26 protein-coding genes and 1 riboswitch are annotated in these 25,725 nt (G+C 46.9%); of the genes, 16 read left to right on the forward strand and 10 right to left on the reverse strand.

Features of this window, described 5'->3' with window-relative positions; all coding sequences use genetic code 11:
• Positions 1–25: 25 nt before the first annotated feature.
• The 8 genes from AC2EXB_RS04000 (at position 26) to AC2EXB_RS04035 (ending at position 6,895) form a co-directional block, all read left to right on the forward strand.
• On the forward strand, positions 26–1,150 hold the full coding sequence (locus tag AC2EXB_RS04000) for a M20 family metallopeptidase (RefSeq protein WP_483603824.1): 1,125 nt from the start codon (positions 26–28) through the stop codon (positions 1,148–1,150).
• Positions 1,151–1,332: 182 nt separating this feature from the next.
• The gene (locus AC2EXB_RS04005; RefSeq protein WP_483604713.1) at positions 1,333–2,001 is read left to right on the forward strand and encodes a vWA domain-containing protein; all 669 of its coding nucleotides are present in this window, start codon (positions 1,333–1,335) and stop codon (positions 1,999–2,001) included.
• 90 nt (positions 2,002–2,091) lie between these two features.
• Entirely contained in the window at positions 2,092–2,601 is a 510-nt protein-coding gene (locus AC2EXB_RS04010) for a YfiT family bacillithiol transferase (protein WP_483603825.1), read from the forward strand.
• 108 nt (positions 2,602–2,709) lie between these two features.
• A complete protein-coding gene (locus AC2EXB_RS04015; protein WP_483603826.1) occupies positions 2,710–3,696 on the forward strand; it encodes a YhdH/YhfP family quinone oxidoreductase in 987 nt (328 codons plus the stop codon).
• An 86-nt stretch (positions 3,697–3,782) separates the two neighbouring features.
• Positions 3,783–4,064, forward strand: a complete 282-nt coding sequence (locus AC2EXB_RS04020; RefSeq protein ID WP_483603827.1) for a hypothetical protein — start codon at positions 3,783–3,785, stop codon at positions 4,062–4,064.
• 47 nt (positions 4,065–4,111) lie between these two features.
• Positions 4,112–4,315 carry a hypothetical protein gene (locus tag AC2EXB_RS04025; protein WP_483603828.1) on the forward strand — a complete coding sequence of 68 codons (204 nt, stop codon included), beginning with the start codon at positions 4,112–4,114 and terminating at the stop codon, positions 4,313–4,315.
• 294 nt (positions 4,316–4,609) lie between these two features.
• Entirely contained in the window at positions 4,610–5,593 is a 984-nt protein-coding gene (locus AC2EXB_RS04030) for an aldo/keto reductase (protein ID WP_483603829.1), read from the forward strand.
• A gap of 165 nt (positions 5,594–5,758) precedes the next feature.
• Entirely contained in the window at positions 5,759–6,895 is a 1,137-nt protein-coding gene (locus tag AC2EXB_RS04035) for an NADH-dependent flavin oxidoreductase (protein WP_483603830.1), read from the forward strand.
• Between the two features lie 59 nt (positions 6,896–6,954).
• Here the strand turns inward: AC2EXB_RS04035 and AC2EXB_RS04040 are convergent, their stop codons facing one another.
• The gene (locus tag AC2EXB_RS04040) at positions 6,955–8,082 is read right to left on the reverse strand and encodes a 5-methyltetrahydropteroyltriglutamate--homocysteine S-methyltransferase (protein ID WP_483603831.1); all 1,128 of its coding nucleotides are present in this window, start codon (positions 8,080–8,082) and stop codon (positions 6,955–6,957) included.
• Between the two features lie 116 nt (positions 8,083–8,198).
• A riboswitch (SAM riboswitch) is annotated at positions 8,199–8,299 on the reverse strand.
• A gap of 202 nt (positions 8,300–8,501) precedes the next feature.
• Between AC2EXB_RS04040 and AC2EXB_RS04045 the strand changes: the two genes are divergently transcribed.
• Entirely contained in the window at positions 8,502–8,909 is a 408-nt protein-coding gene (locus AC2EXB_RS04045; protein ID WP_483603832.1) for an Ltp family lipoprotein, read from the forward strand.
• A 51-nt stretch (positions 8,910–8,960) separates the two neighbouring features.
• Here the strand turns inward: AC2EXB_RS04045 and AC2EXB_RS04050 are convergent, their stop codons facing one another.
• Positions 8,961–9,836, reverse strand: a complete 876-nt coding sequence (locus tag AC2EXB_RS04050; RefSeq protein WP_483603833.1) for a YitT family protein — start codon at positions 9,834–9,836, stop codon at positions 8,961–8,963.
• Positions 9,837–10,092: 256 nt separating this feature from the next.
• Between AC2EXB_RS04050 and AC2EXB_RS04055 the strand changes: the two genes are divergently transcribed.
• The gene (locus AC2EXB_RS04055; protein ID WP_483603834.1) at positions 10,093–11,169 is read left to right on the forward strand and encodes an alpha/beta fold hydrolase; all 1,077 of its coding nucleotides are present in this window, start codon (positions 10,093–10,095) and stop codon (positions 11,167–11,169) included.
• A 111-nt stretch (positions 11,170–11,280) separates the two neighbouring features.
• Here the strand turns inward: AC2EXB_RS04055 and AC2EXB_RS04060 are convergent, their stop codons facing one another.
• Entirely contained in the window at positions 11,281–12,027 is a 747-nt protein-coding gene (locus tag AC2EXB_RS04060) for a GDSL-type esterase/lipase family protein (RefSeq protein WP_483603835.1), read from the reverse strand.
• A gap of 185 nt (positions 12,028–12,212) precedes the next feature.
• Here AC2EXB_RS04060 and AC2EXB_RS04065 point away from each other — a divergent pair, with 185 nt between their 5' ends.
• Positions 12,213–12,638: an OsmC family protein gene (locus AC2EXB_RS04065; RefSeq protein WP_483603836.1), complete on the forward strand. Its 426-nt coding sequence runs from the start codon at positions 12,213–12,215 to the stop codon at positions 12,636–12,638.
• Positions 12,639–12,698: 60 nt separating this feature from the next.
• Here AC2EXB_RS04065 and AC2EXB_RS04070 read toward each other — a convergent pair whose 3' ends face one another.
• The 4 genes from AC2EXB_RS04070 to aldA form a co-directional block, all read right to left on the reverse strand.
• Positions 12,699–13,415 (reverse strand): 3-ketoacyl-ACP reductase, encoded by a 717-nt coding sequence (locus AC2EXB_RS04070; RefSeq protein ID WP_483603837.1) that lies wholly within the window; start codon positions 13,413–13,415, stop codon positions 12,699–12,701.
• Between the two features lie 133 nt (positions 13,416–13,548).
• Positions 13,549–15,276 carry an adenine deaminase gene (ade, locus tag AC2EXB_RS04075; RefSeq protein WP_483603838.1) on the reverse strand — a complete coding sequence of 576 codons (1,728 nt, stop codon included), beginning with the start codon at positions 15,274–15,276 and terminating at the stop codon, positions 13,549–13,551.
• A gap of 134 nt (positions 15,277–15,410) precedes the next feature.
• Positions 15,411–16,646: a dicarboxylate/amino acid:cation symporter gene (locus tag AC2EXB_RS04080; RefSeq protein WP_483603839.1), complete on the reverse strand. Its 1,236-nt coding sequence runs from the start codon at positions 16,644–16,646 to the stop codon at positions 15,411–15,413.
• Positions 16,647–16,832: 186 nt separating this feature from the next.
• A complete protein-coding gene (gene aldA / locus AC2EXB_RS04085) occupies positions 16,833–18,284 on the reverse strand; it encodes an aldehyde dehydrogenase (RefSeq protein ID WP_483603840.1) in 1,452 nt (483 codons plus the stop codon).
• A gap of 221 nt (positions 18,285–18,505) precedes the next feature.
• On the opposite strand from aldA, the gene nadX reads away from it, so the two are divergent.
• Complete coding sequence (nadX, locus tag AC2EXB_RS04090; RefSeq protein ID WP_483603841.1) at positions 18,506–19,285, forward strand: aspartate dehydrogenase; 780 nt, start codon at positions 18,506–18,508, stop codon at positions 19,283–19,285.
• Positions 19,286–19,407: 122 nt separating this feature from the next.
• Positions 19,408–19,662 carry a hypothetical protein gene (locus tag AC2EXB_RS04095; protein WP_483603842.1) on the forward strand — a complete coding sequence of 85 codons (255 nt, stop codon included), beginning with the start codon at positions 19,408–19,410 and terminating at the stop codon, positions 19,660–19,662.
• An 85-nt stretch (positions 19,663–19,747) separates the two neighbouring features.
• Here the strand turns inward: AC2EXB_RS04095 and AC2EXB_RS04100 are convergent, their stop codons facing one another.
• On the reverse strand, positions 19,748–20,263 hold the full coding sequence (locus tag AC2EXB_RS04100) for a DUF2812 domain-containing protein (RefSeq protein WP_483603843.1): 516 nt from the start codon (positions 20,261–20,263) through the stop codon (positions 19,748–19,750).
• A complete protein-coding gene (locus tag AC2EXB_RS04105) occupies positions 20,241–20,579 on the reverse strand; it encodes a PadR family transcriptional regulator (protein WP_483603844.1) in 339 nt (112 codons plus the stop codon). Before AC2EXB_RS04105 ends, AC2EXB_RS04100 begins: the two co-directional genes overlap by 23 nt.
• A 198-nt stretch (positions 20,580–20,777) precedes the next feature.
• Here AC2EXB_RS04105 and AC2EXB_RS04110 point away from each other — a divergent pair, with 198 nt between their 5' ends.
• Entirely contained in the window at positions 20,778–21,749 is a 972-nt protein-coding gene (locus tag AC2EXB_RS04110) for an alpha/beta hydrolase (RefSeq protein WP_483603845.1), read from the forward strand.
• Positions 21,750–21,789: 40 nt separating this feature from the next.
• On the opposite strand, the gene AC2EXB_RS04115 is transcribed toward AC2EXB_RS04110, so the two are convergent.
• Positions 21,790–22,869, reverse strand: coding sequence for a CdaR family transcriptional regulator (locus AC2EXB_RS04115; RefSeq protein ID WP_483603846.1), 1,080 nt, complete (start codon positions 22,867–22,869; stop codon positions 21,790–21,792).
• A gap of 133 nt (positions 22,870–23,002) precedes the next feature.
• Between AC2EXB_RS04115 and AC2EXB_RS04120 the strand changes: the two genes are divergently transcribed.
• The gene (locus AC2EXB_RS04120) at positions 23,003–24,133 is read left to right on the forward strand and encodes a glycerate kinase (protein ID WP_483603847.1); all 1,131 of its coding nucleotides are present in this window, start codon (positions 23,003–23,005) and stop codon (positions 24,131–24,133) included.
• A gap of 13 nt (positions 24,134–24,146) precedes the next feature.
• Complete coding sequence (locus tag AC2EXB_RS04125) at positions 24,147–25,496, forward strand: GntP family permease (protein ID WP_483603848.1); 1,350 nt, start codon at positions 24,147–24,149, stop codon at positions 25,494–25,496.
• Positions 25,497–25,725: the final 229 nt, after the last annotated feature.

Raw genomic sequence — 25,725 nt, forward strand, 5'->3', positions numbered from 1 at the left:
ATCGAAAAAGAAAGAAGGGCTACCGATGGATTCAGTGTTGAAGTATATGGAAGAACACCAAAAAGAAATATTGGAAGACATCCGTTATTTGGTGGAAAGCGATTCGCCTTCACTTGATAAGGAAACAACTGACCGCTGCGGAATGCGCATCCAGGAATTGCTGGAGCGCCATATTGGCAAGCAAGCGGAAGTGATTCCGGAAAAAGAATACGGGGACCACTATAAACTTGAATTCGGCGAAGGGGAAGAGAAAGTACTCATCCTCTCCCATTTTGATACGGTATGGGATCCAGGTGAATTGACCTACCGTGAGGAAGCGGGCATCGCATATGGGCCAGGGATTCTCGACATGAAAGGCGGGCTTGTCCAGGGAATCTGGGCGCTAAAAGCGATTAAAGAATTAGAGCTCCCGATGGAAAAGAAAATCGTCTACTTGTTTACGAGCGAAGAAGAAATCGGCAGTCCGTCTTCAAGAGACGTCATCCGCCGTACAGCTGAAGGATGCAGCGCAGCTCTTGTAACCGAGCCCCCTGTCGTCGGAACCGGTGCGCTGAAAACTGCGCGCAAAGGATCTGCCCGCTACACAATCCGCTTTACCGGAAAATCCGCCCATGCAGGAAACAACCATCACGAAGGCGCCAATGCACTGCGTGCTGCGGCACGTGCGGTCGAGTATTTGGAGTCGCAGACGGATTACGAAAAAGGCACGACCATCAATATCGGATTGGTCAAAGGCGGCGGCAAACTGAATGTCGTGCCGGACAGCGCAGAAATCGGTGTGGACGTTCGGGCCACTTCGACCAGCGAACAGGAGCGAATTGAGAAGCTGATCCGCGGGTTGAAGCCGTTTTTAGAAGGTACGGAACTTGCGGTAGAAGGGGACATTTCACGCCCGCCGATGGAACGTACCGAACAAACTGCCCGGCTTGTTGAAATGGCGAAGGCAGCCGGAGCTGAACTTGGCTTGGAGCTTGATGAGGCATCGGTCGGCGGGGCGAGTGACGGCAATATCACCGCGGCTATGGGCATTCCGACAATTGACGGTTTAGGTGCGCTAGGTGTCGGAATCCATGCACGCAACGAACAAATCGTCATTTCGGAACTGCCGAAGCGGGCGGCCCTTATCGCAAAATTGTTAGTGAAAATGTAGAAAGATTTGCCAGGCACAGTGGAACTATTTTCCGCTGTGCTTTTTCTTTTTACATTTTTAGGAGAAGCTGTCCTTTCGTTTGGGAACTCGGTATACTTGAACCAAGAACAGTACAGGAGGCGGATGCGTTGGGTTTATTTGATAAATTAGGCCTTTTCAAAAAGCCGGAGAAAGAAGAGAAAATCAGCGGAATCGATCTAAAGAAAAAATCGGCAACGATTGTGCTTGAAAAGAAAAAGCTGACCGGAGTCAAAGCAAGAGTCGGTGTGGTTCTCGACATTTCCGGGTCCATGAGAAGATTGTACAAAGAAAGCGTTGTGCAGGAAGTGGTCGAGCGGGTGCTCGCAGTCGCGAGCCAGTTCGATGACGACGGTGAGTTGGATGTCTGGGTGTACGACAACGAATTTTCCCGGTTGCCGGCAGCGACTGAAGCCACTTTCATGGGCTACGTGGAAAAGAACATCCTGTCGAATAGCGGCGTCCATAAATTTGGCCGCAACGATGAGCCGAAAGTGATGGAAGATGTGATCCGCAAGTATACGAAGCAGGATCCGAGCGATGAGCCGGTGTTTCTGGTGTTCATCAATGACGGCGGATGCAAATCCGGCATCAAGAAATTCATCGTGGAGTCCTCGGACAAGCCGATTTTCTGGCAGTTTGTCGGCATTGGCGATTCGAATTTCGATGTTTTGCGGCGGCTGGACACGATGGTCGGCCGGGTCGTCGACAATGCGAACTTCTTCCATGTGGACGATATCAGCCAAGTGTCGGACGAGGAATTATACAATCAGCTGCTGAACGAATTTCCGATGTGGCTGAAAGAAGCGAAAGACAAAGGGATTTTAAAGTAAAGCATTCGGTTTACAAAAGCCCGCCCCGTTGATATATTGAGCGTGAACCGAACGATTTTCAAATACGCATAAGGGAAAGAGGTTGGACAAATGGATGTGAAATTTCCGATTGGAAAATTAGAAGTTCCTGAACATGTGAAAGCGGAAGATCTGAATGGATGGTTCGAAAAAATCGAAAGCTATACCACGCGCCTTCGCGAAACGGTAGATTCGTTAACTGATGAGCAGCTGGGCAAAAGGTACAGAGAAGGCAGTTGGACAATCCGCCAACTCGTGCACCATATTGCGGATTCCCAGCTGAATATGTATCAGCGCCTGCGACTCGCATTGACGGACGACAATCCGGCCGTTCCGGCTTTTGACCAGGAAAAATGGGCGGAGCTTCCCGACAATGAATTGCCGGTGGAAAGTTCAATTCGAATGCTCGAGGGGCTGAACGAACGGATCGTGGCACTTGGGAAGCACGTGACAGAAGATCAATTGAAGCGCGTTTTCACTCATGAAACTAATGGTGAGATCAGTGTCGCGACCAAACTTGCAAAGCTGTGCTGGCATGAAGAGCATCATTTGGCACATATTAAAATAGCGTTGGAAAACTGAATGGGACGGAGAAGCACACCTGTAAAAAAGCAGGTGTGCTTTTTATCTTCTCAATCGTGTTTTGCCGCCAAGCCTATTAGGGAAGAGAGAAGGAAGGAGGGATTACGAATGGATTCTTTTAAAGCGATTGTGGTGAACGAAAAGGAAGGCGAACTGGCTTACGGAGTGGAGCAAATTAGGGAAGGCCAATTGTCGAAAGGCGAAGTTTTCATCAAAGTGGCGTATTCTTCGATCAATTATAAAGACATGCTGGCGGTGCAGAAAAACGGCGGCGTGATCCGGAACTATCCGATGATTCCGGGAATCGATTTGAGCGGCACGGTGGTGCGTTCGGAAGATTCCCGTTTTACAGAAGGGCAGGAAGTGATCGTTACCGGTTTTGAAATGGGGATGAGCCATACCGGTGGATTCGCTGAGTATGCGCGGATTCCAGCCGATTGGGTGGTGCCGTTGCCGGAGCAGTTAAGCTTACGGGATGCGATGGTTTTCGGGACGGCTGGATTCACAGCGGCCCTGTCGATATTGGCGCTGGAGAAAGCGGGGATGGACCCGGCGAACAATCCGAAAGTTCTCGTGACCGGTTCAACTGGCGGCGTCGGAAGCATTGCCGTACAGATGCTCGCGAAAATCGGCTACGGGAACATTACGGCATTGGTCCGGAAAGACCATCAGGCAGAGGTGGCCAAATCACTCGGTGCCCATACTGTCATTTTCCCGGATGAGTTGGGCGAGCTGAAAAAGCCATTGAATAAACAAAAATTCGATTTTGTATTGGATACAGTCGGAGGCGATGTGACGTCTGTCTTGATTCCGCAAATTTCCTACGGCGGCAGCATCAGCACTTGCGGAATGGCTGCCGGCGTCGAACTGAAGACAACGGTCCTGCCGTTTATCTTAAGAGGAATCAATCTGCTCGGCATCGATTCCGTAAACGTGCCGATTGAAAAGCGCGCTCCGATTTGGGAAAAAATCGCAACGGATTGGAATATTGCCGGCACAACTTTGGTGGATAAAGTGTCGCTTGAAGAAGTGCCCAAAACCATTGATGCCTTGAAAAATGGAGAGCATTTAGGCCGGACGATTGTGAAATGTTAAGAGGAAATTAGATAGGGCAAGGATATTATGACTGATTAAATGCTGAAAAAACGCAGCTATTCGCGATATTGAATCTGGTGTATTATTTGACGCTCATTTCTCTGGAGCCTTTTACGTTTTCGAACTGGGGCGTCATGTATAGTTTGTTGTTTATTACGTTAGCCTATTTCTTCATCAAGCGAAAACAGAGAAATTTCAGTGGACTGATCCTGATGATTTCCCCTTGGTTTATCTTGGGCTCGGCGTTTAATACGGCCTGGATTGTGGCGTTTTCTTATGAACGCCTCGGCATCTCGACGCTGTTGATCATCGGCATGCTGTTTTTCATTGCTCGTCATTATCAGGGAAATCTACACGCGTCGATTTAACGCTCCGTCTACGCTTGCGAGGCTTAGTTTCATGCTACTGTGCATGGGTGACGATTGCGACCGTCGTCAACACTTCCTTGCTATTGGTACAGCTGGAATGGAACGGTTTCGGCATTTCCTATTCGGTTTGGACATTGAACATCTTAATGGTTGCGATTGCGTTTGTCCTGATTTACATCTCCCGGTACAAAAAACGCGGCCTACTCGCTGCCATTGGCCTGGGCGTTCTTCGGAATCTACGGTTCGTATAGAAGCGGGCGCGTCGATCCGGAACTCTCGACGGCTATTCAGGGGCTTCTGATTGCGGGCATCGTGATTTTCTTGATCGCAGCGATATGGAGATTTATCAAAAATGGAAATGCGCTGTTCTTAAGACATGCGCGTTAAAGGCAGTAAGCACATAAAACAGGCTTAAGATTTTTCTTATGCCTGTTTTTTTATTGTCCGCCTTCCGAGAAAAAAAGAGTTCGTTTAGCTGAATTTGCAGCGGGTAAATAAAGGAATGTATTTCATTTAAAACCACTAACAAAAAGAGGTGTCTATCCATGAAAAACGAAGTGACGATAAAGAATAAACTTGGGCTCGGGACTGCGCCGCTTGGCAATATGTTCAGAGAAGTTCCGGAAGATGAAGCGATGGAGACCATCCGCTCAGCCTGGGATGAAGGAATCCGGTATTTTGATACAGCGCCGTTCTACGGAGCGGGGCTCGCTGAGTTGCGGCTAGGTGAAGTTTTATCTTCCTATAACCGAGATGAATTTCTCTTAAGTTCGAAAGTCGGCCGGATTATTCTCGATGAAAAAGAAGAAAAAGAAGGGCTGTTTGAAGATGGCCGGAAAAATAAAATCGATACAGATTATACGGAAGACGGCACGTTGAAATCGATTGAAGACAGCTTGAAGCGCTTGAAAACGGACCGCCTTGATATGATTTTCGTCCACGATCTGTCCCCGGACTTTTTAGGGGATGAATGGATTACGAAATTCGACGAAGCGCGCCATGGCGCTTTTAAAGTACTGGACCGTCTTCGTGATGAAGGGGTCATTAAAGCGTGGGGGCTTGGCGTCAATACAACGACTCCAATTGAAGTGGCGCTTGAACTGGAAGAAGCTCATCCTGATTTGAGTTTATCAGCGACTCAATACACCATTCTGCAGCATGAACGGGCTCTTGAACGCATGATGCCGCTGGCGCTTGAAAAAGACGGCGGACTTATCATCGGCGGCTCCTTCAATTCAGGTGCGCTGTTTGGCGGAGATTATTTCGATTACAAAGAAATCACGCCCGAACAAAAAAAGAAAGTCGAGCGCTTTACGGAAATCACTAAAAATCACGGCGTTAACTTAAAAGATGCCGCGATCCAATTTTCAACAGCGCATCCTGCTGTTAAAGCGGTAGTGACAGGTTCGACAAGACCGGATCGCATCAAAGAAGACATGAAGGCATTGAAAGCGGTTATTCCATCAGCCTTCTGGCAAGAGCTGCTTGAAGCGAAGCTGATTTCTGCAAAAGCCGTATTGCCGAAATAAGCACCAGCCACGAAAATAGTAGAAGAAATCCAAAATGGCGCCCGCCCATTTTGGATTTCTTTTGTTCATGCAGAATCTCCTATTCCGCGAGCTAGAATTCTTGTAGTCCACATGAGCCTATGCTAATTTGGATAAATGAGCCAAAAGAAAAGGGGAATATAATAGATGAAACCAGAATTCAATGCTTTATTCGAAGAAATCAAATTGCCGAATGGGGTCGTGTTAAACGATCGTTTAGGCGTTGCACCAATGACAACATACTCAGGAAATCCGGATGGTACGGTATCGGACGAAGAATTGCTTTACTACCGCCGCCGCTCGAATATCGGCAGCTTGTTCATCACTGCCTGCATCGCTGTTTCAGAGAATGGCATCGCATTCCCGGGGCAATTCATCGCGTTCAAGGAAGACCTGATCATGCCGCGTTTGAAGCAATTGGCCGCTGAAATGAAAACTAACGGCAATAAAGCCATTCTGCAAATGCAGCACGGTGGACGCCAAGGGCAGCCGGAACTGATTGAAGCAAATGAAACGGTAGCACCAAGTTCAGTTGGGGGAACGCCTGAAAAAGCAGCACCCCGTGAATTGACAGCTGAAGAAATTACGAACATTATCGGTGACTTCGGCGAAACGACGCGCCGTGCAATCGAAGCTGGTTTTGACGGCGTGGAAATCCACGGAGCGAATACGTATTTGCTTCAGCAATTTGTCTCGGAAGCGACCAATCGCCGCGAAGACGAATGGGGCGGAAGCTTTGAGAACCGTTTGAAATTCCCGCTCGCTGTTCTAGCAGAAGTGAAGCGCGTAGCGGCAGAATTCGCAAATGAAGAATTTATCGTCGGCTACCGGTTGTCTCCAGAAGAATACAGCGATTTGGGCGTTGGCTACACGATCGAAGAAACAAAAGTTCTGACTGAGAAGTTGATCGAAGGCGGCATCCACTACTTGCACGTATCATTGATGGATTATAAAAAACGTCCGCATAATGAAGCGATTGAAGGGACAATCGTGGAGATTCTGTCTAAGCAAATCGCAGGTCGCGCAGCGTTTGTCGTTGTCGGAAACGTAAGAAAACCGGAAGACGCCGTTGCAGCACTTAAAGAAGGCGCGGATATTGTCGTGATGGGCCGCCAAGCATTGGTTGATCCGGAATGGACGGAAAAAGTGAAACAAGGAAAAGAAGACGAGATTTTCCACAGTGTTCCAAAAGAGCGCAAAGGCAAGCTCGATATCCCGGGACCGCTTTGGCAGTTGATGTCGATGTACAAAATGGTCGAAATCGAAGAAGAAGTGAACGTTTAATTTTCGATATCTTTCAAAACAAGAGGCAAGCGCCATTTTTCAGCGCTTGCCTCTTTTATTTATTTTCCGAAAATCTCTTCAGATATTTCGACGATATAGCGAAGCTTGTCCCATTGCTGCTGTTCAGTGAGGATATTGCCGTGGTGGGTTGAGGCAAATCCACATTGCGGACTGATGCATAGCTGCTCAAGCGGAACATATTTGGCCGCTTCTGCTACACGTGCTTTAATGATTTCTTTGTTTTCGAGTTCGCCGTTTTTCGAAGTAAAGACACCAAGCACCACTTTTGGCCCGCCAGCAGGAATATGTTCAAGCGGTTGGAAACTGCCGGAGCGGTCGTCATCGTATTCCAGAAAGAAGCCGTCCACTTGTTCTTTGGCGAATAGGGTCGGTGCGATCAGCGCATAGCTTCCTTCGAATGCCCAGTCGGATTGGTAGTTGCCTCGGCATAGATGGGTCGTTACGGTAAGGTCTTCCGGTTTGCCTTCAAGGACGCCGTTTGCGACGCGAAGTGCAAGGTCGATTAAGTATTCGCGGCTATACTGGCCGTCGTTGAACGGGATATCCGGAGATGATAAGCCGGCAATATAGACATCGTCAATTTGAATATAACGGGCGCCTAAATCATAGAACGTTTTAAAAGCATCGCGGTAAGCTTGGATTACGTCTGTCGCGTAGTCTTCAAGATCCGGATAAATTGCTTCGTCGCGGATGCCTTCATTGAAGAATTGGTTCGGACTTGGAATCGTCAGTTTCGGAACTGCACGGCCACCGACAATTTCTTTGAACTCGGTAAAGTCTTTGATAAAAGGATGATTGTCGTTAAAGGAAATTTTGCCGATATTCCGCACGTCATACGCTTCCGTTTCGACATTTTTGAATCGGTAGCCCGTTTCCGGCGTATAGCCTTCAAAACCGTTGATATGGGCCATGAAATCAGTGTGCCAGAATGTTCGGCGGAATTCGCCATCAGTCACGGCCTTTAAACCGACTTCAATTTGTTTGTCGACGATGCGTTTGATTTCAGTCGTTTCCACTTCCCGCAGCTGTTCCGCTGTGATAATGCCTTCTTTAAATTCTTTTCGTGCTTGATGGATGCTGTCCGGACGGAGGAGGCTGCCGACGTGATCTGCTTTGAACGGAGCATTAACTAAAGTTTTCGGTGTTTCGGTAATTGGGTTTGTCATGTGGAATTCCTGCTTTCTGTTTTTAGTTTGGGTCAAGCTTGTTTTACAGGGCTATCATGCAAATGAAAAAGAGCCCTCTTCAATAAAGAAGAAAGCTCCCGCCAGGAAATCTGTTCTTCTCATCTTCTAGGCTCTCGCCTATTGGAATTAGCACCTTGCCCGTGGGCGGTTGCTGAGACATCGTAGGGCCAAATCCCTCCGTCTCTCTTGATAAGAAATCGATTATTCAGTTTGTTGTGATTTGATGTTTATAACTATAGGCCAGTTCGGAAGGAAATGCAAGGATATTTGGAAAAATTATTTTTCTAAATGGATGAAGCGAACATCAGCAGAGCATGAGGCGTCTAAAAAATGCTGCCTGTAACCACCCGGTTATACTACAATAAGTGGAGAGAAAGAAGAAAAAGAGGGAATCGAAGATGGAGAAACAAACGGCATTCTTTAAAATAAAATGGAAGTATCTATTGGTCTTCGTCATTGCGTTTGCAGTCAGTGGAGGCATTGGGTTTTTACAATCCCCGACATATAGTTCTACAACCGATAATCAAAAAAAGCAGGAAAAGCTCGAAGCGTCCACTAAAGAATTAGCATTAAAAGTGGAAGCGTTGGAAGCAGCGAACAGCGAGTCTGATGAAAAAATCAATGAATTGAAAGCGCAACTGAAAAAAATGGAACCACCTTCGCAGCAGCAGGCAGTCGCCCGCGCAAAGAACTTCTTAAAATACTCGCCTTTTTCAGAGAGCGGGTTGATTGACCAACTAATGGTTGGGGGCTATAGCGAGGAAGATGCCGCATATGCAGTAGATTCCATAGAACCTAAAAAATAGACGCTGAGCTCCCGGTTTTTAGGGAGTTTAGCGTCTTTTATGAGGAGAGGATTAATGGATATCCCGTTTTTTAAAGTTTCCGCCTCGGACTTCAGCAACGTCATAAACTGCAACGAATGCGTTTTTGTCGATTTCGTAGATGATTTCTTTCATTTTGCTGTCTTCAAGGCGGTTGATGATGCAAGTGATTTCTTTATATTGATCGTTTGTATAAGCACCTTTTACCAAGCTGTAAGTGGCATTTCGGCCAAGGCGGTCGTAAATCGTCTGCACAAGAAGATCGGGTTCTTGCGAAATGATTTTATACGTTTTCGAGCCGCTAAATCCTTCTTCAACCAAATGAATGACTTTAGAAGCAATGAAATAAGCGATTCCGGAAAGAAAAGCTCCTTGCAATCCGAAAACGAACGACACGACGATAAAGACAAATAAATTTAAGAATAAGATCATGTCACTCGTACCGAACGGCAATTTACGCGAAAGCAGCACAGCGAGCATGTCAATTCCATCTAAAGCGCCGCCGTTGCGCAAAGCAAGGCCCATCCCGAAACCGATGATGATTCCTCCGATAACTGTGACAAGCAGCGTATCGCCTTCGATGATCGTTGGAATGTGGTGCATGACAGTTGTCGCATAAGCTAAGGAAGCGATGCCGGTGATGGAGTAGATGGCAAAGCTTTTCCCGATCTGTTTATAGCCGAGATAGACAAATGGAATGTTGAGGACAGCGATCAGCAAGCCAAGCGGCAAACCGAATAATTGCGATCCAACGATGCTGAGGCCTGTGACGCCGCCATCTGAGACGTTATTTGGAATTAATACAGCTTCAAGTCCATAGGCTGTAATAAAGGCACCGATGATGATCGGCAATGCTTTTTTGATTATTTTCCCGATGCTTATTTTACGTTTTTCGGGTATTGCACTCATATACTATTCCTTCTTTCCAACAGTTTCTTGAATATTTTTTTACTCTAACTATTAAATATAAACTTTTTTATCCTTTTTTAACAGGATAAATGGAAAAAATCAGCACATGAAAAATCTTATTTGTACTAATATAATCAGAAAATTCTGTTTTATTTAAGGCGTTAGGCATGTATAATTGACCTGGGAAGTAGTTAGACTTTCTCCATATCTGAACACCTTGCTTCCTAAAATGAGGAAAATCCAGGGGAAGGGCGGAATGTTGATGATTGAGAATCTGTTTTATTCACAAGAAAATCACGGGCCATTTGAGATTTATGAGCTGGGGGATTTTGAGTTGGAAGAAGGTGGCCTGATTCCTAATTGCCAATTGGCGTATGCGACGCATGGGCAATTGAATGAAGCGAAAACGAATGCCATTCTGATACCGACTTGGTTTTCAGGAACGAGCAAAGATTACGAAGCTTATATCGGAGAAGGCAGAGCGCTTGATCCGACGGAATATTTTATCGTGGTGGCCAACCAAATCGGAAATGGCTTGTCGAGCTCACCGCATAATAGCCCAGACGCGATCAGCATGAACGCCTTCCCGGAAGTACGCATCGGAGACGATGTACGGGCGCAGCATCAATTGATCACGGAAAAATTCGGAATTGAAGAGTTGGCTTTAGTGGTCGGCGGTTCGATGGGGGCGCAGCAAACGTACGAATGGGCCGTCCGTTTCCCGGATATGGTAAAACGGGCGGCGCCGATTGCGGGCACTGCTAAAAATACGGTCCATGATTTTCTTTTCACGCAGACATTGATGGATGCCATCACTTCGGATCCGGGCTGGAACGGCGGCAACTACACGTCCCATACAGAAGTGGCGGACGGCTTGAAACGCCATGCGGATATTTGGGCCGTTATGGGCTTTTGCCCGGAGTTTTTCAATCAGGAAAAATGGGATTTGTTTGGCGTAGCCTCAGTGGATGAATTGGTTGGCGGATTTTTGGAGCCGTTTTTCCAAGCGATGGACCCGAATGCATTGCTTGCCATGGCATGGAAATGGCAGAGAGGCGACGTTAGCCGGTTAGCAGACGGGAACCTTGAAGCGGCGCTTGGGCGCATAAAAGCTGTCACGTATGCCATGCCGATCGATACCGATATGTTTTTCCCGCCAAGCGATTGCGAGCGGGAACAGAGAATGATTCCGAACAGCGAGCTCCGGGTGATTAAGAGCATTGCCGGTCATTTTGGATTGTTTGGCGGCGAAAGGGAAGCGTACCACGGGCAAATCGACCGCCACTTGAAAGAGCTGCTTGCGGTGCCGGTTAAACAAGGTGTCCATGATTGATCAGACTATAAACGCATTTCGACCAACTCATCGAGGGGAACGATAAAAGAAAAATATAAGGAAAAAAGCGGCCTTCAACATGAAGGCCGCTTTTTCATTTCGTTAACGGTGTTAGTGTACGTGTTTGTGGCTTAATGCTTTTAAGCCGATTTTCGCAAGCTTTTCATGGCCGGCTTTGGTCGGGTGAATGTCTCCTTTGATCAAATACTTCGCTTGGTTATCGCCAAATGCCTGGTAGGAATCGGCCAATTTCACATTCTTATGCGAGTTAGCGACGTCTTTGTACATGGCATTGAGTTCCGGTAAGTACAGGTCGGCGACATTGTGGAATGGGCTGTTTAAGTGGAACGGATTGTATAAGTTGTACAGCATAACTTTCGCTTTCGTCAACGAGCGAATTTCTTTGACGATGGCATGAAGATTTTTAAACGCATCATTTCCAGCCAATTTTTTCTCAAGCAAACGATGGAACAATTTCGTATCGCCGCGGCTTTCTGCATAAGCAGCTCTCAAACTGGCAAGGAAATCGTTGCCGCCAATTTGGACAGTCACATAATCCGCTTTCTTCACTGACTGCCGGAAATGTTTATTTTTCTTGAGTGCAGCGAGCAGGTCTTCGGTCTCTGCACCCGAAACCGCCAAATTTTTCACATGCACATCGGCTTTCTCTCCGATCAAATACGGATAGGCGTATTTTGCAGGCTGTTCGTTATTGCGCTCGGGGCTAAAGCCGAACGGGATGGAATCTCCTAAAGAAACTAAGGAATCGTGATGGCGGTCGTTATGGGCAAAAGCAGTCGTCAAAGGCAAAGAAAGAGCCATCACCAACAGGATGAAAATTCGAAACAATTTGCTCATCAGGCGCACCTCCTTTCCTGTTTTTTTACTCAAAGTGTAATCCTCTGCAAAAAGAATGTCTGTAGTCAGAAAATACTGTTTTTTTAATAAAACATCAGTTTATTAATACTGTACCTTTTGAAGAATAACGGATGAAACAATCTAACAAAGGGTATAGGGAAGAAAACTGGAAAGGGTGATGGGGAATGAAAGCAAGATTGAACTGGAACGGTGGAATGGCTTTTGATGGCTTGACGGAATCGGGCCACCGGGTGCTGCTCGATGCGGGGGAAGAAAGTGGGGGCGCGAATAGCGGACCTCGGCCGCCGGAAGTATTATTGCATGCGGCGGCGGTTTGTACCGGAATGGACATTGTCTTAGTGCTCAATAAAATGCGCTTAAAAGTGGATGAATTTTATATGGATATCGAAGGAACTCGTGCTGAAGAGTATCCAAAGCGCTTCACTGAAATTGCCATCACGTATTATTTAAAAGGAGAGCTTCCGGAAGACAAAGTCATTCGAGCGATCAAATTATCGAGCGAAACTTACTGCACTGTCATCCATTCACTCAATGCCACGACCAGCTACCATTATGCGATCAATGATGAGCCTGTAAAAACCGTGGATTAAGGAAGGCAATTCAAAAAAACACCTCCGACAAAAATCGGAGGTGTTTTTGTATATCGCTTATTACGGGTTTGTTGACCAAAGGCCAGCTGATTTCAAGAGAACGCGTGGGTGAAGTTTCAATTGAGCCACCATCATTTCAGCCAAATCTTCCGGCTGCATGACTTTCTCCGGGTTGCCGTCTGTCAAGTTTCCTTCAATCGCAAGGTCGGTAGCGACGGTGCTTGGCGTCAAAGCCGTCACACGGATATTGTGTTTTCTGACTTCCAGCATTAAGGACTCCGTCAATCCCATGACGCCGAATTTCGAAGCGCTGTATGCGCTTGTTACTGGCGCGCCTTTTTGCCCAGCTGTTGATGCAACGTTGATGATATCGCCTGATTGGCGTTCGATCATTTGCGGCAATACTGCGCGGGTTACGTAATAGACACCCATTAAATTCGTATCGATCGTGTTTTTGAATTCTTCAGCCGACAATTCAAGGAATTTACCGAATTTGCCGATTCCAGCGTTGTTGATCAAAATATCGATCGGCCCAAGTTCAGCCGTGATGTGCTCGACTGCTGCATTGACCGCGTCCATATCTGCCACGTCTGCAACAGCAAATACGGTTTTTACCCCGTATTGCTCAAGTTCTGCAGCTGTTTTTTCCAAATTGGCTGCCGTACGTCCGACAAGCCCTACATTGATGCCTTCTGCTGCAAAAGCAATCGCTGTTGCGCGTCCGATTCCTCGGCCGGCTCCCGTAATCAAAGCTGTTTTTCCTGTTAAGTTTTGCATCTATCTCGCTCCTCTATTTATAAAGAAATAAGTTCCATTCATTAGTGTAGCAAAGCGCGGCAAAAAAACTAACTGAAGTGCTCAGGAAATAAGAAATACTGCAGGAAAAGTTCCTGCTGCGATCAGATCGGGTTTATTCGGCTTCTGCAGCGACTTCGATATGCTGGAAAGTTGCGACATCGAACAAGCCGCGGTCGGTCAATTTCAAGTGAGGGATGACCGGCAATGACAAGAACGATAAGGTAAGAAATGCATTGAAGTGAGTTAGTGCACCGATTTGCCGCAAACTTTCATCCAGGATTTTGAGCTGGCGGTAAACGGCAGGGAACGGTTCTTTCGACATGAGCCCGGCAATCGGAAGTGACAGGCTTGCCAAAATTTTACCGTCTTGAACAACCACGAGTCCGCCTTGCAATTGGTGGAGCGCATCCGCTGCACACTTAATGTCTTCATCATTCGTCCCGACCGCAATGATATTGTGCGAATCATGCGCAACGGTTGTCGCAATGGCCCCGTTTTGGATGCCGATGCCTTTAACGATGCCAAGCCCGATATTGCCGGTCGCGCGGTGGCGTTCAATTACGGCCATCTTCAATAAATCCGCTTCGGCATCTGAATTGAAGAAACCGTTTGATTCAGATGCGGTTTCGATTAAATGCTCCGTGACGAGATTGTTCGGATTGATGCCGATAATGTGGGCCTGCTTGTTTTCGCCTAAAGGAATCTGCAAGTCTTGAATCGACAACTCCGCCATTTGAACGGTATTTTGAATGGAAGAAGCGTCGCTCATGTCTTCCATTGGACCGATGTACTGGCCATCTTTTGCGGCCAGCACGCCGCCTTTGTAAACTTCCGCAATCGTGAAATCCTCCAAGCTGTCGAGCAGGAGGAAATCAGCTTCATAGCCTGGGGCAATGGCGCCTTTTCGGGTTAATCCAAAGCATTGCGCCGCATAAAAGCTGCCCATAGAAATGGCTGTGATCGGCTGGATGCCTTGTTGGATGGCAACGCGGACATTGTAATCGACGCTGCCTTCTTCCACTAAATCATCCAGATGCTTATCGTCTGTACAGAACAAACAGCGATGCGCATTTTGTTCTGTGACGCCTTCAAGAAGTGCATGAAGGTTTTTCGCGACGGACCCTTCGCGCAGCATCACATATAAGCCGCGCTCAAGGCGTGACAGCATTTCTTCTTTAGAGACGCATTCGTGGTCGGTTAAAATACCGGCAGTCCCGTATACATTGATGTCGTTTTCGGAAAGTCCCGCCGCATGGCCATCGATTTGCAGGCTGAGCAAAAGCTTATCCAGCATGGCATCGTCTCCGCGCAAGACAGCAGGGAAATCCATTACTTCCGCCAATCCGAGAACTTGGCCGCGCTGAAGAAAAGGGGCCAAGTCTTCGGCGGATAGCTTAGCTCCAGCGTTTTCAAAAGGAGTGGAAGGGACACACGAAGGAAGCATCACTTTGATGTCGAGCAAAGTGGATTCTGCGTCTTTTAGCATGAATTCAATTCCATCAGTCCCGCTGACGTTGGCGATTTCATGCGGATCCGTTATCACGGTCGTAACTCCGTGCGGCAAGACGACTTGTGAAAATTGACGTGGCGTCACCATCGACGATTCGATATGGACATGGGCATCGATCAATCCAGGTGCGATAAATTTTCCGGCAGCGTCGATTTCAACTGCGCCTTCGTAATTGCCAATGCCAACGATCATGCCATCAGCAATGGCCACATCTCCAGTCGTTAAGCTTTTTGTAAAGACGTTGACGATGGACGCGTTTCGAATGACGAGGTCCGCTTTTTGTTGCTTGTTGGCGGCGTCGATTCTTTTTTTCAATTGGGCTTTATTCACAGTGCTCAGGCTCCTTTGAGTGGTTTCGGATAAAATAAACTATGCTTCATTTTACCTGAAAACGAATGAAGGGACAGCAACAAATAAGAAAATAAAAAAGCGGCTGCATCTGCCTGCAGCCGCCTTTCAATTCGTTAAATAGATGCTTTCGCTGTATTTCGTTTCTTTTCGTTTTGATCGATTACAGCAGTTCCGACCAAGTCGCCAGTCACGTTCAAGGCAGTACAGCCCATTCCGACAAGTGCATCAATAGCTGTCAGCAACGCCACAGCTTCCATAGGCAAGCCGAGTTGGACAAAAACGGTTGCAATCATGACGATGCCGGCTCCTGGAATCCCGGCTGTTCCGATGGAAGCAAGCGTTCCGACTAGCACGACCAATAACATATCTGTAAGGCTCAGTGGATCGCCGATTAGATTAGCGGCAAACACAGCCGACACAGCGATTCGGATCGCGGCGCCGTCCATATTAATCGTCGCACCTAGCGGAATGCTGAAGCCGTAGAGGCTTTTCGGTACGCCAAGATTTTTCGCTGCCGTTAAAGTCAGCGGCAGCGTTCCGGAACTGCTTTGCGTAACGAATGCCGTAAGCATCGGTGTACGCGCCTGTTTAAAGAATCGGCCAGGTTTGACTTTGAACAGGATCAAAATAAGGGTGTAGAGAACGATTTGAACAGCAAGTGCCGCATATAAGACAAGAATCATTTCCCCTAAAGAGAAGAGCGTATCCAAGCCTTGGCTGCCGACCGTTTTCGCCATGATGGCAAAGACGCCGATCGGCACGTATTGAAGGACGATTTTCAAAATCAGCAGCGTCGCTTCATTCAACGCTTCGATTGATTTATAAAGATGGCCGCCGAGTTCTCCGAGTTCTGAGGAACTGCGCATATAAGAAATGGCGATGCCGAATGCAAATGCTGTGAAAATGATGCCAAGCAAATTGAGTTCGCTGAACGCAGTGAAAATATTAGACGGTACAATATTCAACAGAACGCTGACGATGCCTGGATTATCCGGAACATCAAACGTTTCGCTGCCGTCCAGCTGCATGCCGGTTCCCGGCTGGAAAATGCTCGCCACTGCCAACCCGACTATGATGGCAAATGCGGAACTGAACGTGTAGTAAAGGAATACTTTTCCGCCCATTCGTCCGAGATCCCCGATATGGGTCTGATTGACGCCGACAATAAGAGTGAATAAGATGAGTGGAATGATTAAGAACGTCAGCAAATTCAAAAGCAAATCGCCGAAGGGTGCAAGTGCAACAGCATCTTCTTTGAAAATGATGCCGACCACGATGCCGAGAATAAGTGCAACGGTAATTTTTAAAATTAACGAGGCATCTAAATATTTTTTCCAAATGGCTTTCATAGACTAAGGTCCTCCTGAAGGGATAATTAATTATCTAGTTAATACTGATAGATTTACTAGGAATTATATTTTAAGTTATAGCACAAAAGGAATCTTGTCAAAACCAATGCTCAAATTACAAGATTATCAGAAAGAAGCAAAAGAAAAAGATGCAAAACGGTTACCGCTTTGCATCTTTTCAATTCCTTATTGTTTATCATTTTTGTATTGCATATAGACGACTTGAGTAGCCAGGAAATCTTCCATCCCATGTTTGCCGTCAGCGCCGCCAAGTCCAGATTGGCGCATGCCGGCATGATAGCCTTGAATGGCTTCGAAATTCTCCCGGTTTACGTAAGTTTCACCGAATTTCATTTCATTGACGACGCGCATCGCTTCGTTTAGATCATCTGTGTAAACGGAAGACGATAAACCGTAGACGGTGTCATTCGCTTTTTCAATTGCTTCGTCCAAGGTTTTAAACGTAGTGATTGGAAGGACGGGCCCGAAAATCTCTTCCCGGATGATCGCTGAATCATGTTCTACATTCGTCAAAATGGTTGGCTTGTAGAAAAAGCCGTTGTCAAAATCAGGTCGCTCTCCGCCAGTCGCGACTACAGCACCTGCAGCTACAGCTTCTTGAACCATTTCTTCAACCGTTTCAAGACGGTCTTCACTGATTAGCGGACCTACTTCGACGTCTTTGTCCTGTCTCGGATTTCCGAGTTTTTTCGCTTCAAATGCTTTGATCAATTTCTCGGTCAATGCTTCCGCTACGCTTTCATGGACATAAACACGTTCTGCATTTGTGCAGGCCTGGCCGCCATTTGCAAGACGCGAAGTGGTGATCGCTTCAGCTGCAAGATCCAAATCGGCGTTCTGTGTCACGATTGCTGGTGCTTTGCCGCCAAGTTCCAAGTTTACTTTCGTGATGTTCTGCGCTGCCGCTTCCATCACTTTCGTTCCAGCCTGGACACTACCTGTCATGGTGATCAATTGCACTTTTTTGTGGGAAGCAAGTGCGTTGCCGATTTCAGAACCGGTACCCATCACCACGTTGTAAACACCAGCCGGAATTTCTTCCATTGTATCTACGATCTTGGTGAATTCCATGGTGGTATTTGGCGTCTGCTGGCTCGGTTTGATAACAATCGTACAGCCTGTCACTAAAGCCGTCGCAACTTTGCGCGCTAAAATGAAGACCGGGAAGTTCCATGGAATGATTCCCGCTACAACACCGATCGGCTTTTTGTAAACGAGGATATTTTCATTCGGGCGGTCGCTTGGCACGATTTCGCCTTCAATTCTTCTGGCCCATTCGGACATATAATGGAAATAATCAATGGCTAAATCCACTTCTCCGCTCGCTAATTCATAGTCTTTTCCTTGTTCTTCCTGCAATAAATCAATGAACGTATCGCGTCTTTTCGCGATTTCGTCGCCTAGTTTCCGGACAATCTTCCCGCGTTCGATATTTGGGGTCAATTCCCAGGCTTGCTGAGCTTGAAAAGCAGCTTCAACGGCTTTATCTACATCTTCTGCCGTGCCTTTAGGGATTCTTGAGATGACTTCTTCAGTGGAAGGATTAAGGATATCAATCCATTCAGTGCCAGTGGATTCTACGTATTTGCCGTTCACGTACAGTTGGTGGTTTTGCAAATCAATTCCTCCTAATATTTTGAGTTTAGTGTATTTTTCCCTTAAACCAATTTACTAAACTGAGGACAATACACTAAAAATAGGATAAATTCGTTGTACAAGAAATTCTTTCCTTTGGAAAATGGGTGAAGGAAGAAACTAATGGAATTCATGTATAATGGGGGAAAAGCAAGTGGCATTAGCAAATCGGGAATCAATCAATTTCCAAAAGGAGGCGGACCATGAATATTGGGATTATTGGAACGGGTAATATTGCTTCGTATCTATTGGAACAAATCAATCAGTACCAAAAGGCAGATGGGCGGGTCATTGCCATTTTCGGGCGCAACGAAGAAATGGGGCAGCAATTGAGCGAACGGTTTGAAGCTGATTTCTACACGGACCTGCAAGGATTCTTGAATTTGCCACTTGATATTGTAGTCGAAGCAGCAACGGTTGAAGCGGCGGGCATTTATGTGAAAGATGTTGTTGAACATCAAAAAGACCTCGTCGTCGGCAGCATCGGTGTTTTCAAAGACATGCCTTTTCTGGAAGAACTGAAAAGTTTGGTGGAAGCGAAAGGGACGAATATTTATTTGCCTTCTGGTGCAATTGGTGGATTGGATGTGCTGCAATCGGCGAAAGCGGCTGGCGGCTTGGAACGTGTCCAGATCACCACGCGGAAATCTCCGGTATCACTCGGCGTAGAAGCAGAAGAAGAAAGAGTGATTTTCGAAGGCTCTGCGTTTGAAGCGGTTGAAAGATTCCCGAAAAATATTAATGTGGCTCTAGTGCTTGCGATTGCCGGCATCGGCGTTGATAAGACACGCGTCCGCATTATTGTCGATCCGGATATCGAGCGGAATACCCATACGATTGAAGCGGAAGGGACATTCGGCAGGATGGAACTCCGAGTGGAAAACAATCCAATGCCAAGCAATCCGAAAACAAGCTTGCTTGCGGCTTTGAGCATTCTTTCAGTGCTGCAAAATCGAGGGAATGCGCTGCGGATCGGGAATTGATTTGGGAATAATAGACATTACTTTTTCTGTTGTATGTTACACTTGCACTAGCAAAACAAATGAAAGAGTCATATGGTCGCAATGAAGGCTCTTCATTCCAACACTCTGCAAGGAGGGCTAAAATGAAAAAGACATTTGAAACAACTTACGAAGGACGCAGCATCGTAGTGGAAAATCGCTGGCTGGATGGCGAAAAGCTGTTCATCGATGGAGAGCTGCAGGATGAAAACCTGGGATTCAGTTTTCGGGGGAATCTCACAGGGCAGTTGAAAGGCATGAATGGCATGCAAAATGTAAAAGTAGCGATTGGCGGTTTCTTTACAATTGAATGCAAAGTGTTCGTAGATAACGCCTTAGTTTATTCAAGCAGCTATTAAACTGAATAGAAACAGTGAAACCCCTGAATCCCAGGCCGTTATTAAAAGGCTCTGGATTCAGGGGTTTTTTAAAAGAACGATGAAGTTAAATCAGTTTTTCCGCTCTTCTCATTTGCCGCAGCAATTTGATGAAGAGGAAGATATACAGAATGACGACAGCACTTACTAAGACCAGTGCAAATTTTGACAGCAAGTTGCCATTCCATGTCAGCACGATGCCGATTTGGCTGACGAGCATGCCGATGAAAATAGCGACATAGAAAAGCAGCATTCGCTTATACATGCTTTTAATGGAAGCGGGATCGGAATAAATCCGTTCGTCTCCGATTGTATTTCTGTCGGCACGGAAATAATGGTATTGGCCAAGCTCAGTTTGCATATGCTCCCAGCCGGCTTCTTTATAAAGCTCGAAATATTCTTCGCTCGCTTCCTGAAAATCTGTTTGGTAAATATACGATTTCGATGGGTCTTCTTCGAAATAATAAAATCCCCAACGGTATTTATAGAAATGGAAGCCTTTCGCGGACATTTCCGTCAGCCAAATGGCTTCTTTTTCGATATCGTAGGCGAGCGTGAGTTTAAATTTCTTCATCGTTTTCATCTGTTTCAGCTCCCTTCAAGATTTCATCGCTGATGGCCAGCATCTTTTTAAAGCGCTGGTACTCCAGTTCGAAAACCGTTTGCCCTTCATCTGTCAGCCGGTATGTCTTTTTTTGGCGGCTTTCTTTTTCAGCTGTGACCAGTTCGATGAGATTCTGTTTCTGCAGATTGGTCAAAACGCCGTATAGAGTGCCCGGGGCGAGGACAATGTCCCCGTCGCTGTATTTCTCGATTTTCTTAATAATGCCGTAGCCGTGCAATGGTTTTTTCGATAACGCGAGTAAGACCAGATACGTGGATTCCGATAAAGCTTGCATGCCGTCACCTCTTTCATTGATACCTTGACACTCGATATATCGTTACTCATAGTATGTTCGCTGATATATCGAGTGTCAAGGTATTAGAGATTTAATTCTAAAGACAAAGAGGAGAGATTTGTTTCTTGCCGCAAAGTTCTTGGTAAGATAGCATACAAATTAAGATGAAAAAAGCACCGCGCAAAGGGGGAGAAGCGATTGAATATCACGCCGGACATGATCGATAAAGAATTAAAGCTGCGGGGAAAACTCTTGGACCGCTTGGTAACTAAATCGACGGAAGAAAAGTTTATCGCGTCCATGCATAACTCCAAGAAACAGATGGATAAAAGCAAAGGGAAAGATGTAAAGGGCCTGGATTGCAACGAAGTGCTGATCAGCCGAAAAGATGATTCCTTGATTCGTGTGCGCATCTATAAACCGCTTTATCCGGTGAAAGATGTTCCGGGGGTGCTATGGATGCATGGAGGCGGCTACGCGCAAGGGGTGCCTGAAATGAGCGGCAAGATGTATCAGCGTTTGATCGAAACGAAAGATTGTGTGATCATCGCACCGGATTACCGGCTATCGGTTGAGGCACCGTATCCGGCGGCGCTTGAAGATTGCTATGAAGTTTTAATGTGGATGAAAAACCATGCAAACGAACTGGGCATCCGAGCCGATCAATTGATGGTTGGCGGGGAAAGCGCTGGAGGCGGATTGACGGCTGCTCTCTCCCTATATGCACGGGACCGGGGAGAAGTGAATCTCGCTTTTCAGATGCCGCTTTATCCGATGATGGATGACCGCATGGAAACAGAATCCGCACGTGAAAATAATGCGCCGGTCTGGAATTCGGACACGAATCGCTGGGCATGGAAATTGTACCTAGGGAAGTTGGAAGGTCAAGACGTACCTGCCTATGCGGCGGCAGCACGGGCAGCGGATTATCGAGAGTTGCCGCCGACTGCGACCTTTGTCGGCGACATTGAGCCGTTTCGGGACGAAACTGTGCAATACGTCGAAAACTTGCGGAGCGCAGGTGTGCCGGTAGATTTTAACATCTACAAAGGTGCTTACCACGGTTTTGATATCATTCATTCAAAAGCGGAAATCAGCCGCGCAGCGAGAGATTTCCTAATGGACTCTTTCAAATACGCTGCAGAAAATTACTTCGCACCGCAAACTTAAAAGAGCTCGGCAGATGAGTTGATCTGCCGAGCTCTTTTTTTTAGGAGTTTCGAAGTGCAAGTGCGAGGTAGATGACAACTGCATCTTTGAATTCAGTTGGATCTAATCCTGTCAGCTCACGAATTTTTTTCAAGCGGTAAGTCAATGTGTGGCGGTGGATGTTCAACCGTGCAGAAGTGTCCGCATGGTTTTTATTGCACGACAGGAATTCGGTCAAGGTCTGGCATAAGGTATCGCTGAGTCCACTCAGGATCCGGTCTGTGAATTTCTCAAGTTCATCTTTTGGATTACGCTTCAGGAGGGCCATCAGCTCCACGTCTTCAAAATAGATCAATTGCTGGCCAGGCTTGCCGAATCTCAAAGCGTTTCGTGCAGCCAAGTAGGAAGTGCGGATATCGAAAATGCTGTCGACTAAGATGCCGACTCCGATTCTGCCAGGAGCGGTTTTCTGCAGGAAATGAAGCAAGCTGTACAGTTCCTCTTCGAGTTTCGACGGTCCGGCACCTGCAATGAGCAGGAAGATTTCGTTCAGCTGTGAATGGCCGGCGATGACGGTTTGGCTATCAAAATGCGATTCGAGCTGTTCGATAATCCGCTGCGAAGAAGTAGGCGGTTTTTTCAACTCAATCAAGAGGGTGGTAAAAGACATCTTCCCTTCAATGCCCATTTGGAAGATCCGTTCATGAACGGCAGCGGATAAGGGTTTGCCGCTCGTCAGTTCTTCGAAAATCAATTCGTTGCGCTTCCGGTTCCATTCAATATGGGAAGTAATGAGCGACTGGTGGACCATCATCTCGGTCGTCAGTTGAACGAGTGTCGAAATTTCTTTCAGCTCTTCGGGGTTTCCCGTGATGCCTATCACACCGACGAGGTTCCCTTGAAAATGGATCGGCATATTGATGCCGGGTTTGACGCCTTGCCATTCCGTGAGGTCTGTTTCTGAAATCGCAACAGTTTCGCCGGTTTTTGCAACCCGTGCTGCGCCTTCATGAATTTTTTCAATCCGCTCTGCCTCCCCTGAAGCCAAAATCATGCCTTTTGTGTCCATGACATTTAAATTGCGGTTTAGCCGGATCATCGTTTGTTCGACAATTTCTTCCGCTAGCTGTTTTGTAATCATGATTACTCCTTAATGTATATATATTCTCATTATTTTGTTAATAAAGTTGTACATCAAGTATAATGTATCCTCTTTGCCTTTTCACTATAATTTCATGTAAGCGCTTTATTCACAAGGCAAGGAGGTTTGGGCAGTGAAGATTTTAGTAGCACCGGATTCATTTAAAGGCAGCTTGTCTGCAATGGAAGCAGCTCAAGCAATGAAAGAAGCGATAGCGGAGTTGGATCAAAATCCAGAAATCGTATTGCTGCCGGCGGCAGACGGCGGGGAAGGCACTATGGCAACCATGGTGGAAGCGACTGAAGGCAGCTTGGTCAGCCATTCCGTCGAAGATCCGCTTGGCCGCCAAGTAGCAGCCGCTTATGGCGTGTTGGGTGACGGCAGCACCTGTGTCATCGAAATTGCGGAAGCGTCGGGACTTATGCTTCTCGGTCAACATGAACGGAATCCTTATACGGCTTCGTCATACGGCACAGGAGAATTGATCCGCCATGCACTTGATGCAGGGTTCCGGAATTTTATCATCGGGCTCGGTGGAAGTGCCACAAATGATGGAGGCGCCGGAATGCTTGAAGCACTCGGCATGAAGTTTCTAGATGAAAAAGGGGAAGTGCTTCCACGCGGCGGCGGCTCGTTAGGCGACCTTGTGATGATTGATGATTCCGGTTTTGACAAGAGGATTTCAGAAAGCCGTTTTGTCATCGCGAGTGATGTGGAAAACCCGCTTGTCGGATCAAACGGCGCCTCCGCTGTATTCGGTCCGCAAAAAGGAGCTTCCAAAGAAGCGGTCGAGAAGCTTGACGCCAATCTTCGAAACTATGCAGACGTTGTCGAGCGGCAGACGGGCATTGCCCTTCACGACCGAAAAGGAGCGGGAGCTGCAGGTGGTGCCGGTGGTGCTATGCAGGCATTTTTCAAAGGACAGATGCAGCGCGGCATCGATGTCGTACTGGATGCCATTCTTTTCCACCAGCATCTCGGGACAGTCGATCTCATTTTGACGGGAGAAGGAAAAACCGATAGCCAGACTTTATCCGGCAAGACGCCGCTCGGCATCGCTGAAGCGGCACAAAAAGCAGGCAAGCCCGTTATTTTAGTTTCCGGTATGGTGGACGCAGCAAGCCTGCCACTTCTCAAGCCTTACTTTACAGAAATCCATGCGGTGGTCGGGGAAGATGTAACAGCTAAACAGTCAATTGCTGAACCCTATCGCCAGTTGAAATTGAAGACAAAGAAAGTCATGACAGCTTATTTAAAAAACTAAAAGGGGTGTTGAGATGTTATTCGTGATTATTGCTTTAAGTGTTGTCCTGGTTGTGTTGTTGACGGCCGTATTCAAGCTCCATCCGTTCTTATCGCTATTGATTGGCGCGTTCTTCATGGGAATCGCTTCCGGCATGCCGCTTGCAGATGTGGTCTTAAGCGTCAATGAAGGCTTCGGCGGACTGATGACCAGCATCGGGATAGTCATCGTTGCCGGAACCATTATCGGTGTCATTTTAGAAAAATCCGGCGCTGCTTATCGGATGGCGGAAGTAGTATTGCGCCTGATCGGTGAAAAGCGGCCGCAGCTTGCGATGTCGATCATCGGCTTTATCGTTTCGATTCCCGTTTTTTGTGATTCTGGATTCATTATTTTATCAAGCTTGAAAAAAGCTTTGGCGAAACGTGCAAAAGTCTCGATTGCCTCGATGTCTGTTGCGCTTGCAACCGGTTTGTATGCAACGCATACTTTAGTGCCGCCGACGCCGGGCCCGATTGCAGCTGCCGGCAATATCGGCGCTGAAAATTACCTCGGCACAATCATTTTAATCGGTTTGATCGTCGCGATTCCTGCTGCAGTGGTCGGCTATTTCTGGGCAGTCAAAGTCGCTTCGAAAATTGAAGTCCCTGAAGATACCGTTAAAAGCGGGGATTTGAGCTATGAAGAAGTGATCAAGTCGTTTGGTGAAATGCCATCTACTTTTAAAGCTTTCTTGCCGATTGTTCTTCCGGTTATCTTGATCGGTGCGGGTTCTGTAGCAAGTGTGCTCGGTGGAGATGATGGATTTATGAATGTCTTGAAATTCCTCGGTTCGCCGACTGTTGCCCTTTTAATCGGCGTTTTTGCAGCATTCTTCTTGTTGCCAAAATGGAATGAAGAAAGTTTGACCGGTTTAATTGGGGAAGGGCTTGTCAGTGCTGCACCTATCCTATTGATCACTGGCGCCGGCGGAGCTTTCGGCCGCGTCATCACTAATTCCGGTGTCGCAGATTTGATAGCGGAAATGGATTTGTCGGCACTTGCGGGTGGTTCACTGTTCCTGTTGATTCCGTTCCTGATTGCGGCAGCTTTGAAAACAGCGCAAGGTTCTTCAACAGCGGCACTTGTCATCACTTCAACATTGGTCGCACCGCTTCTGCCGTCGCTCGGCGTTGAAGGAGCTGTACCGCTAGCGTTAGTCGTTATGGCAATTGGTGCCGGCGCTATGACAGTGAGCCATGTAAACGATAGTTTCTTCTGGGTCATCACCCAGTTCAGCGGCATGAAAGTGACCGATGCGTACAAAGCGCAGACAATGGCCACTTTGCTGCAAGGGGTAACGACGATTGTCTTTACGATGATCCTATGGACGATACTCGTCTAAAGATAAAGCCATTTTCCTTCGGGAAGATGGTTTTATTTTTTATTAGTATTTAGTGAGTCGAAGTATTTAGTCGCATTAAACTTTTGATGCATGAATTTACAGGAGATTGGCTGGAAATACAGACTAAAGAATTGAATATTCAAAATACATTTACTATTCGTTTTAGGCTTGTTATGCTGATTTCGGTAAAGTAAATAATTTGAAGAAAAAGGAGTCTAAGGTTAGGAGA

Source organism: Planococcus alkaliphilus (assembly GCF_057031095.1).

What these genes read in the sequence shown, in the direction of transcription:
- AC2EXB_RS04000 (WP_483603824.1), top strand. Translation starts at nt 26, where the DNA reads ATGGATTCAGTGTTGAAGTATATGGAAGAACACCAAAAAGAAATATTG.
- AC2EXB_RS04010 (WP_483603825.1), top strand. Translation starts at nt 2,092, where the DNA reads ATGGATGTGAAATTTCCGATTGGAAAATTAGAAGTTCCTGAACATGTG.
- AC2EXB_RS04015 (WP_483603826.1), top strand. Translation starts at nt 2,710, where the DNA reads ATGGATTCTTTTAAAGCGATTGTGGTGAACGAAAAGGAAGGCGAACTG.
- AC2EXB_RS04030 (WP_483603829.1), top strand. Translation starts at nt 4,610, where the DNA reads ATGAAAAACGAAGTGACGATAAAGAATAAACTTGGGCTCGGGACTGCG.
- AC2EXB_RS04035 (WP_483603830.1), top strand. Translation starts at nt 5,759, where the DNA reads ATGAAACCAGAATTCAATGCTTTATTCGAAGAAATCAAATTGCCGAAT.
- AC2EXB_RS04040 (WP_483603831.1), bottom strand. Translation starts at nt 8,082, where the DNA reads ATGACAAACCCAATTACCGAAACACCGAAAACTTTAGTTAATGCTCCG.
- AC2EXB_RS04045 (WP_483603832.1), top strand. Translation starts at nt 8,502, where the DNA reads ATGGAGAAACAAACGGCATTCTTTAAAATAAAATGGAAGTATCTATTG.
- AC2EXB_RS04050 (WP_483603833.1), bottom strand. Translation starts at nt 9,836, where the DNA reads ATGAGTGCAATACCCGAAAAACGTAAAATAAGCATCGGGAAAATAATC.
- AC2EXB_RS04055 (WP_483603834.1), top strand. Translation starts at nt 10,093, where the DNA reads ATGTTGATGATTGAGAATCTGTTTTATTCACAAGAAAATCACGGGCCA.
- AC2EXB_RS04060 (WP_483603835.1), bottom strand. Translation starts at nt 12,027, where the DNA reads ATGAGCAAATTGTTTCGAATTTTCATCCTGTTGGTGATGGCTCTTTCT.
- AC2EXB_RS04065 (WP_483603836.1), top strand. Translation starts at nt 12,213, where the DNA reads ATGAAAGCAAGATTGAACTGGAACGGTGGAATGGCTTTTGATGGCTTG.
- AC2EXB_RS04070 (WP_483603837.1), bottom strand. Translation starts at nt 13,415, where the DNA reads ATGCAAAACTTAACAGGAAAAACAGCTTTGATTACGGGAGCCGGCCGA.
- AC2EXB_RS04080 (WP_483603839.1), bottom strand. Translation starts at nt 16,646, where the DNA reads ATGAAAGCCATTTGGAAAAAATATTTAGATGCCTCGTTAATTTTAAAA.
- nadX (WP_483603841.1), top strand. Translation starts at nt 18,506, where the DNA reads ATGAATATTGGGATTATTGGAACGGGTAATATTGCTTCGTATCTATTG.
- AC2EXB_RS04095 (WP_483603842.1), top strand. Translation starts at nt 19,408, where the DNA reads ATGAAAAAGACATTTGAAACAACTTACGAAGGACGCAGCATCGTAGTG.
- AC2EXB_RS04100 (WP_483603843.1), bottom strand. Translation starts at nt 20,263, where the DNA reads ATGAAAACGATGAAGAAATTTAAACTCACGCTCGCCTACGATATCGAA.
- AC2EXB_RS04105 (WP_483603844.1), bottom strand. Translation starts at nt 20,579, where the DNA reads ATGCAAGCTTTATCGGAATCCACGTATCTGGTCTTACTCGCGTTATCG.
- AC2EXB_RS04115 (WP_483603846.1), bottom strand. Translation starts at nt 22,869, where the DNA reads ATGATTACAAAACAGCTAGCGGAAGAAATTGTCGAACAAACGATGATC.
- AC2EXB_RS04125 (WP_483603848.1), top strand. Translation starts at nt 24,147, where the DNA reads ATGTTATTCGTGATTATTGCTTTAAGTGTTGTCCTGGTTGTGTTGTTG.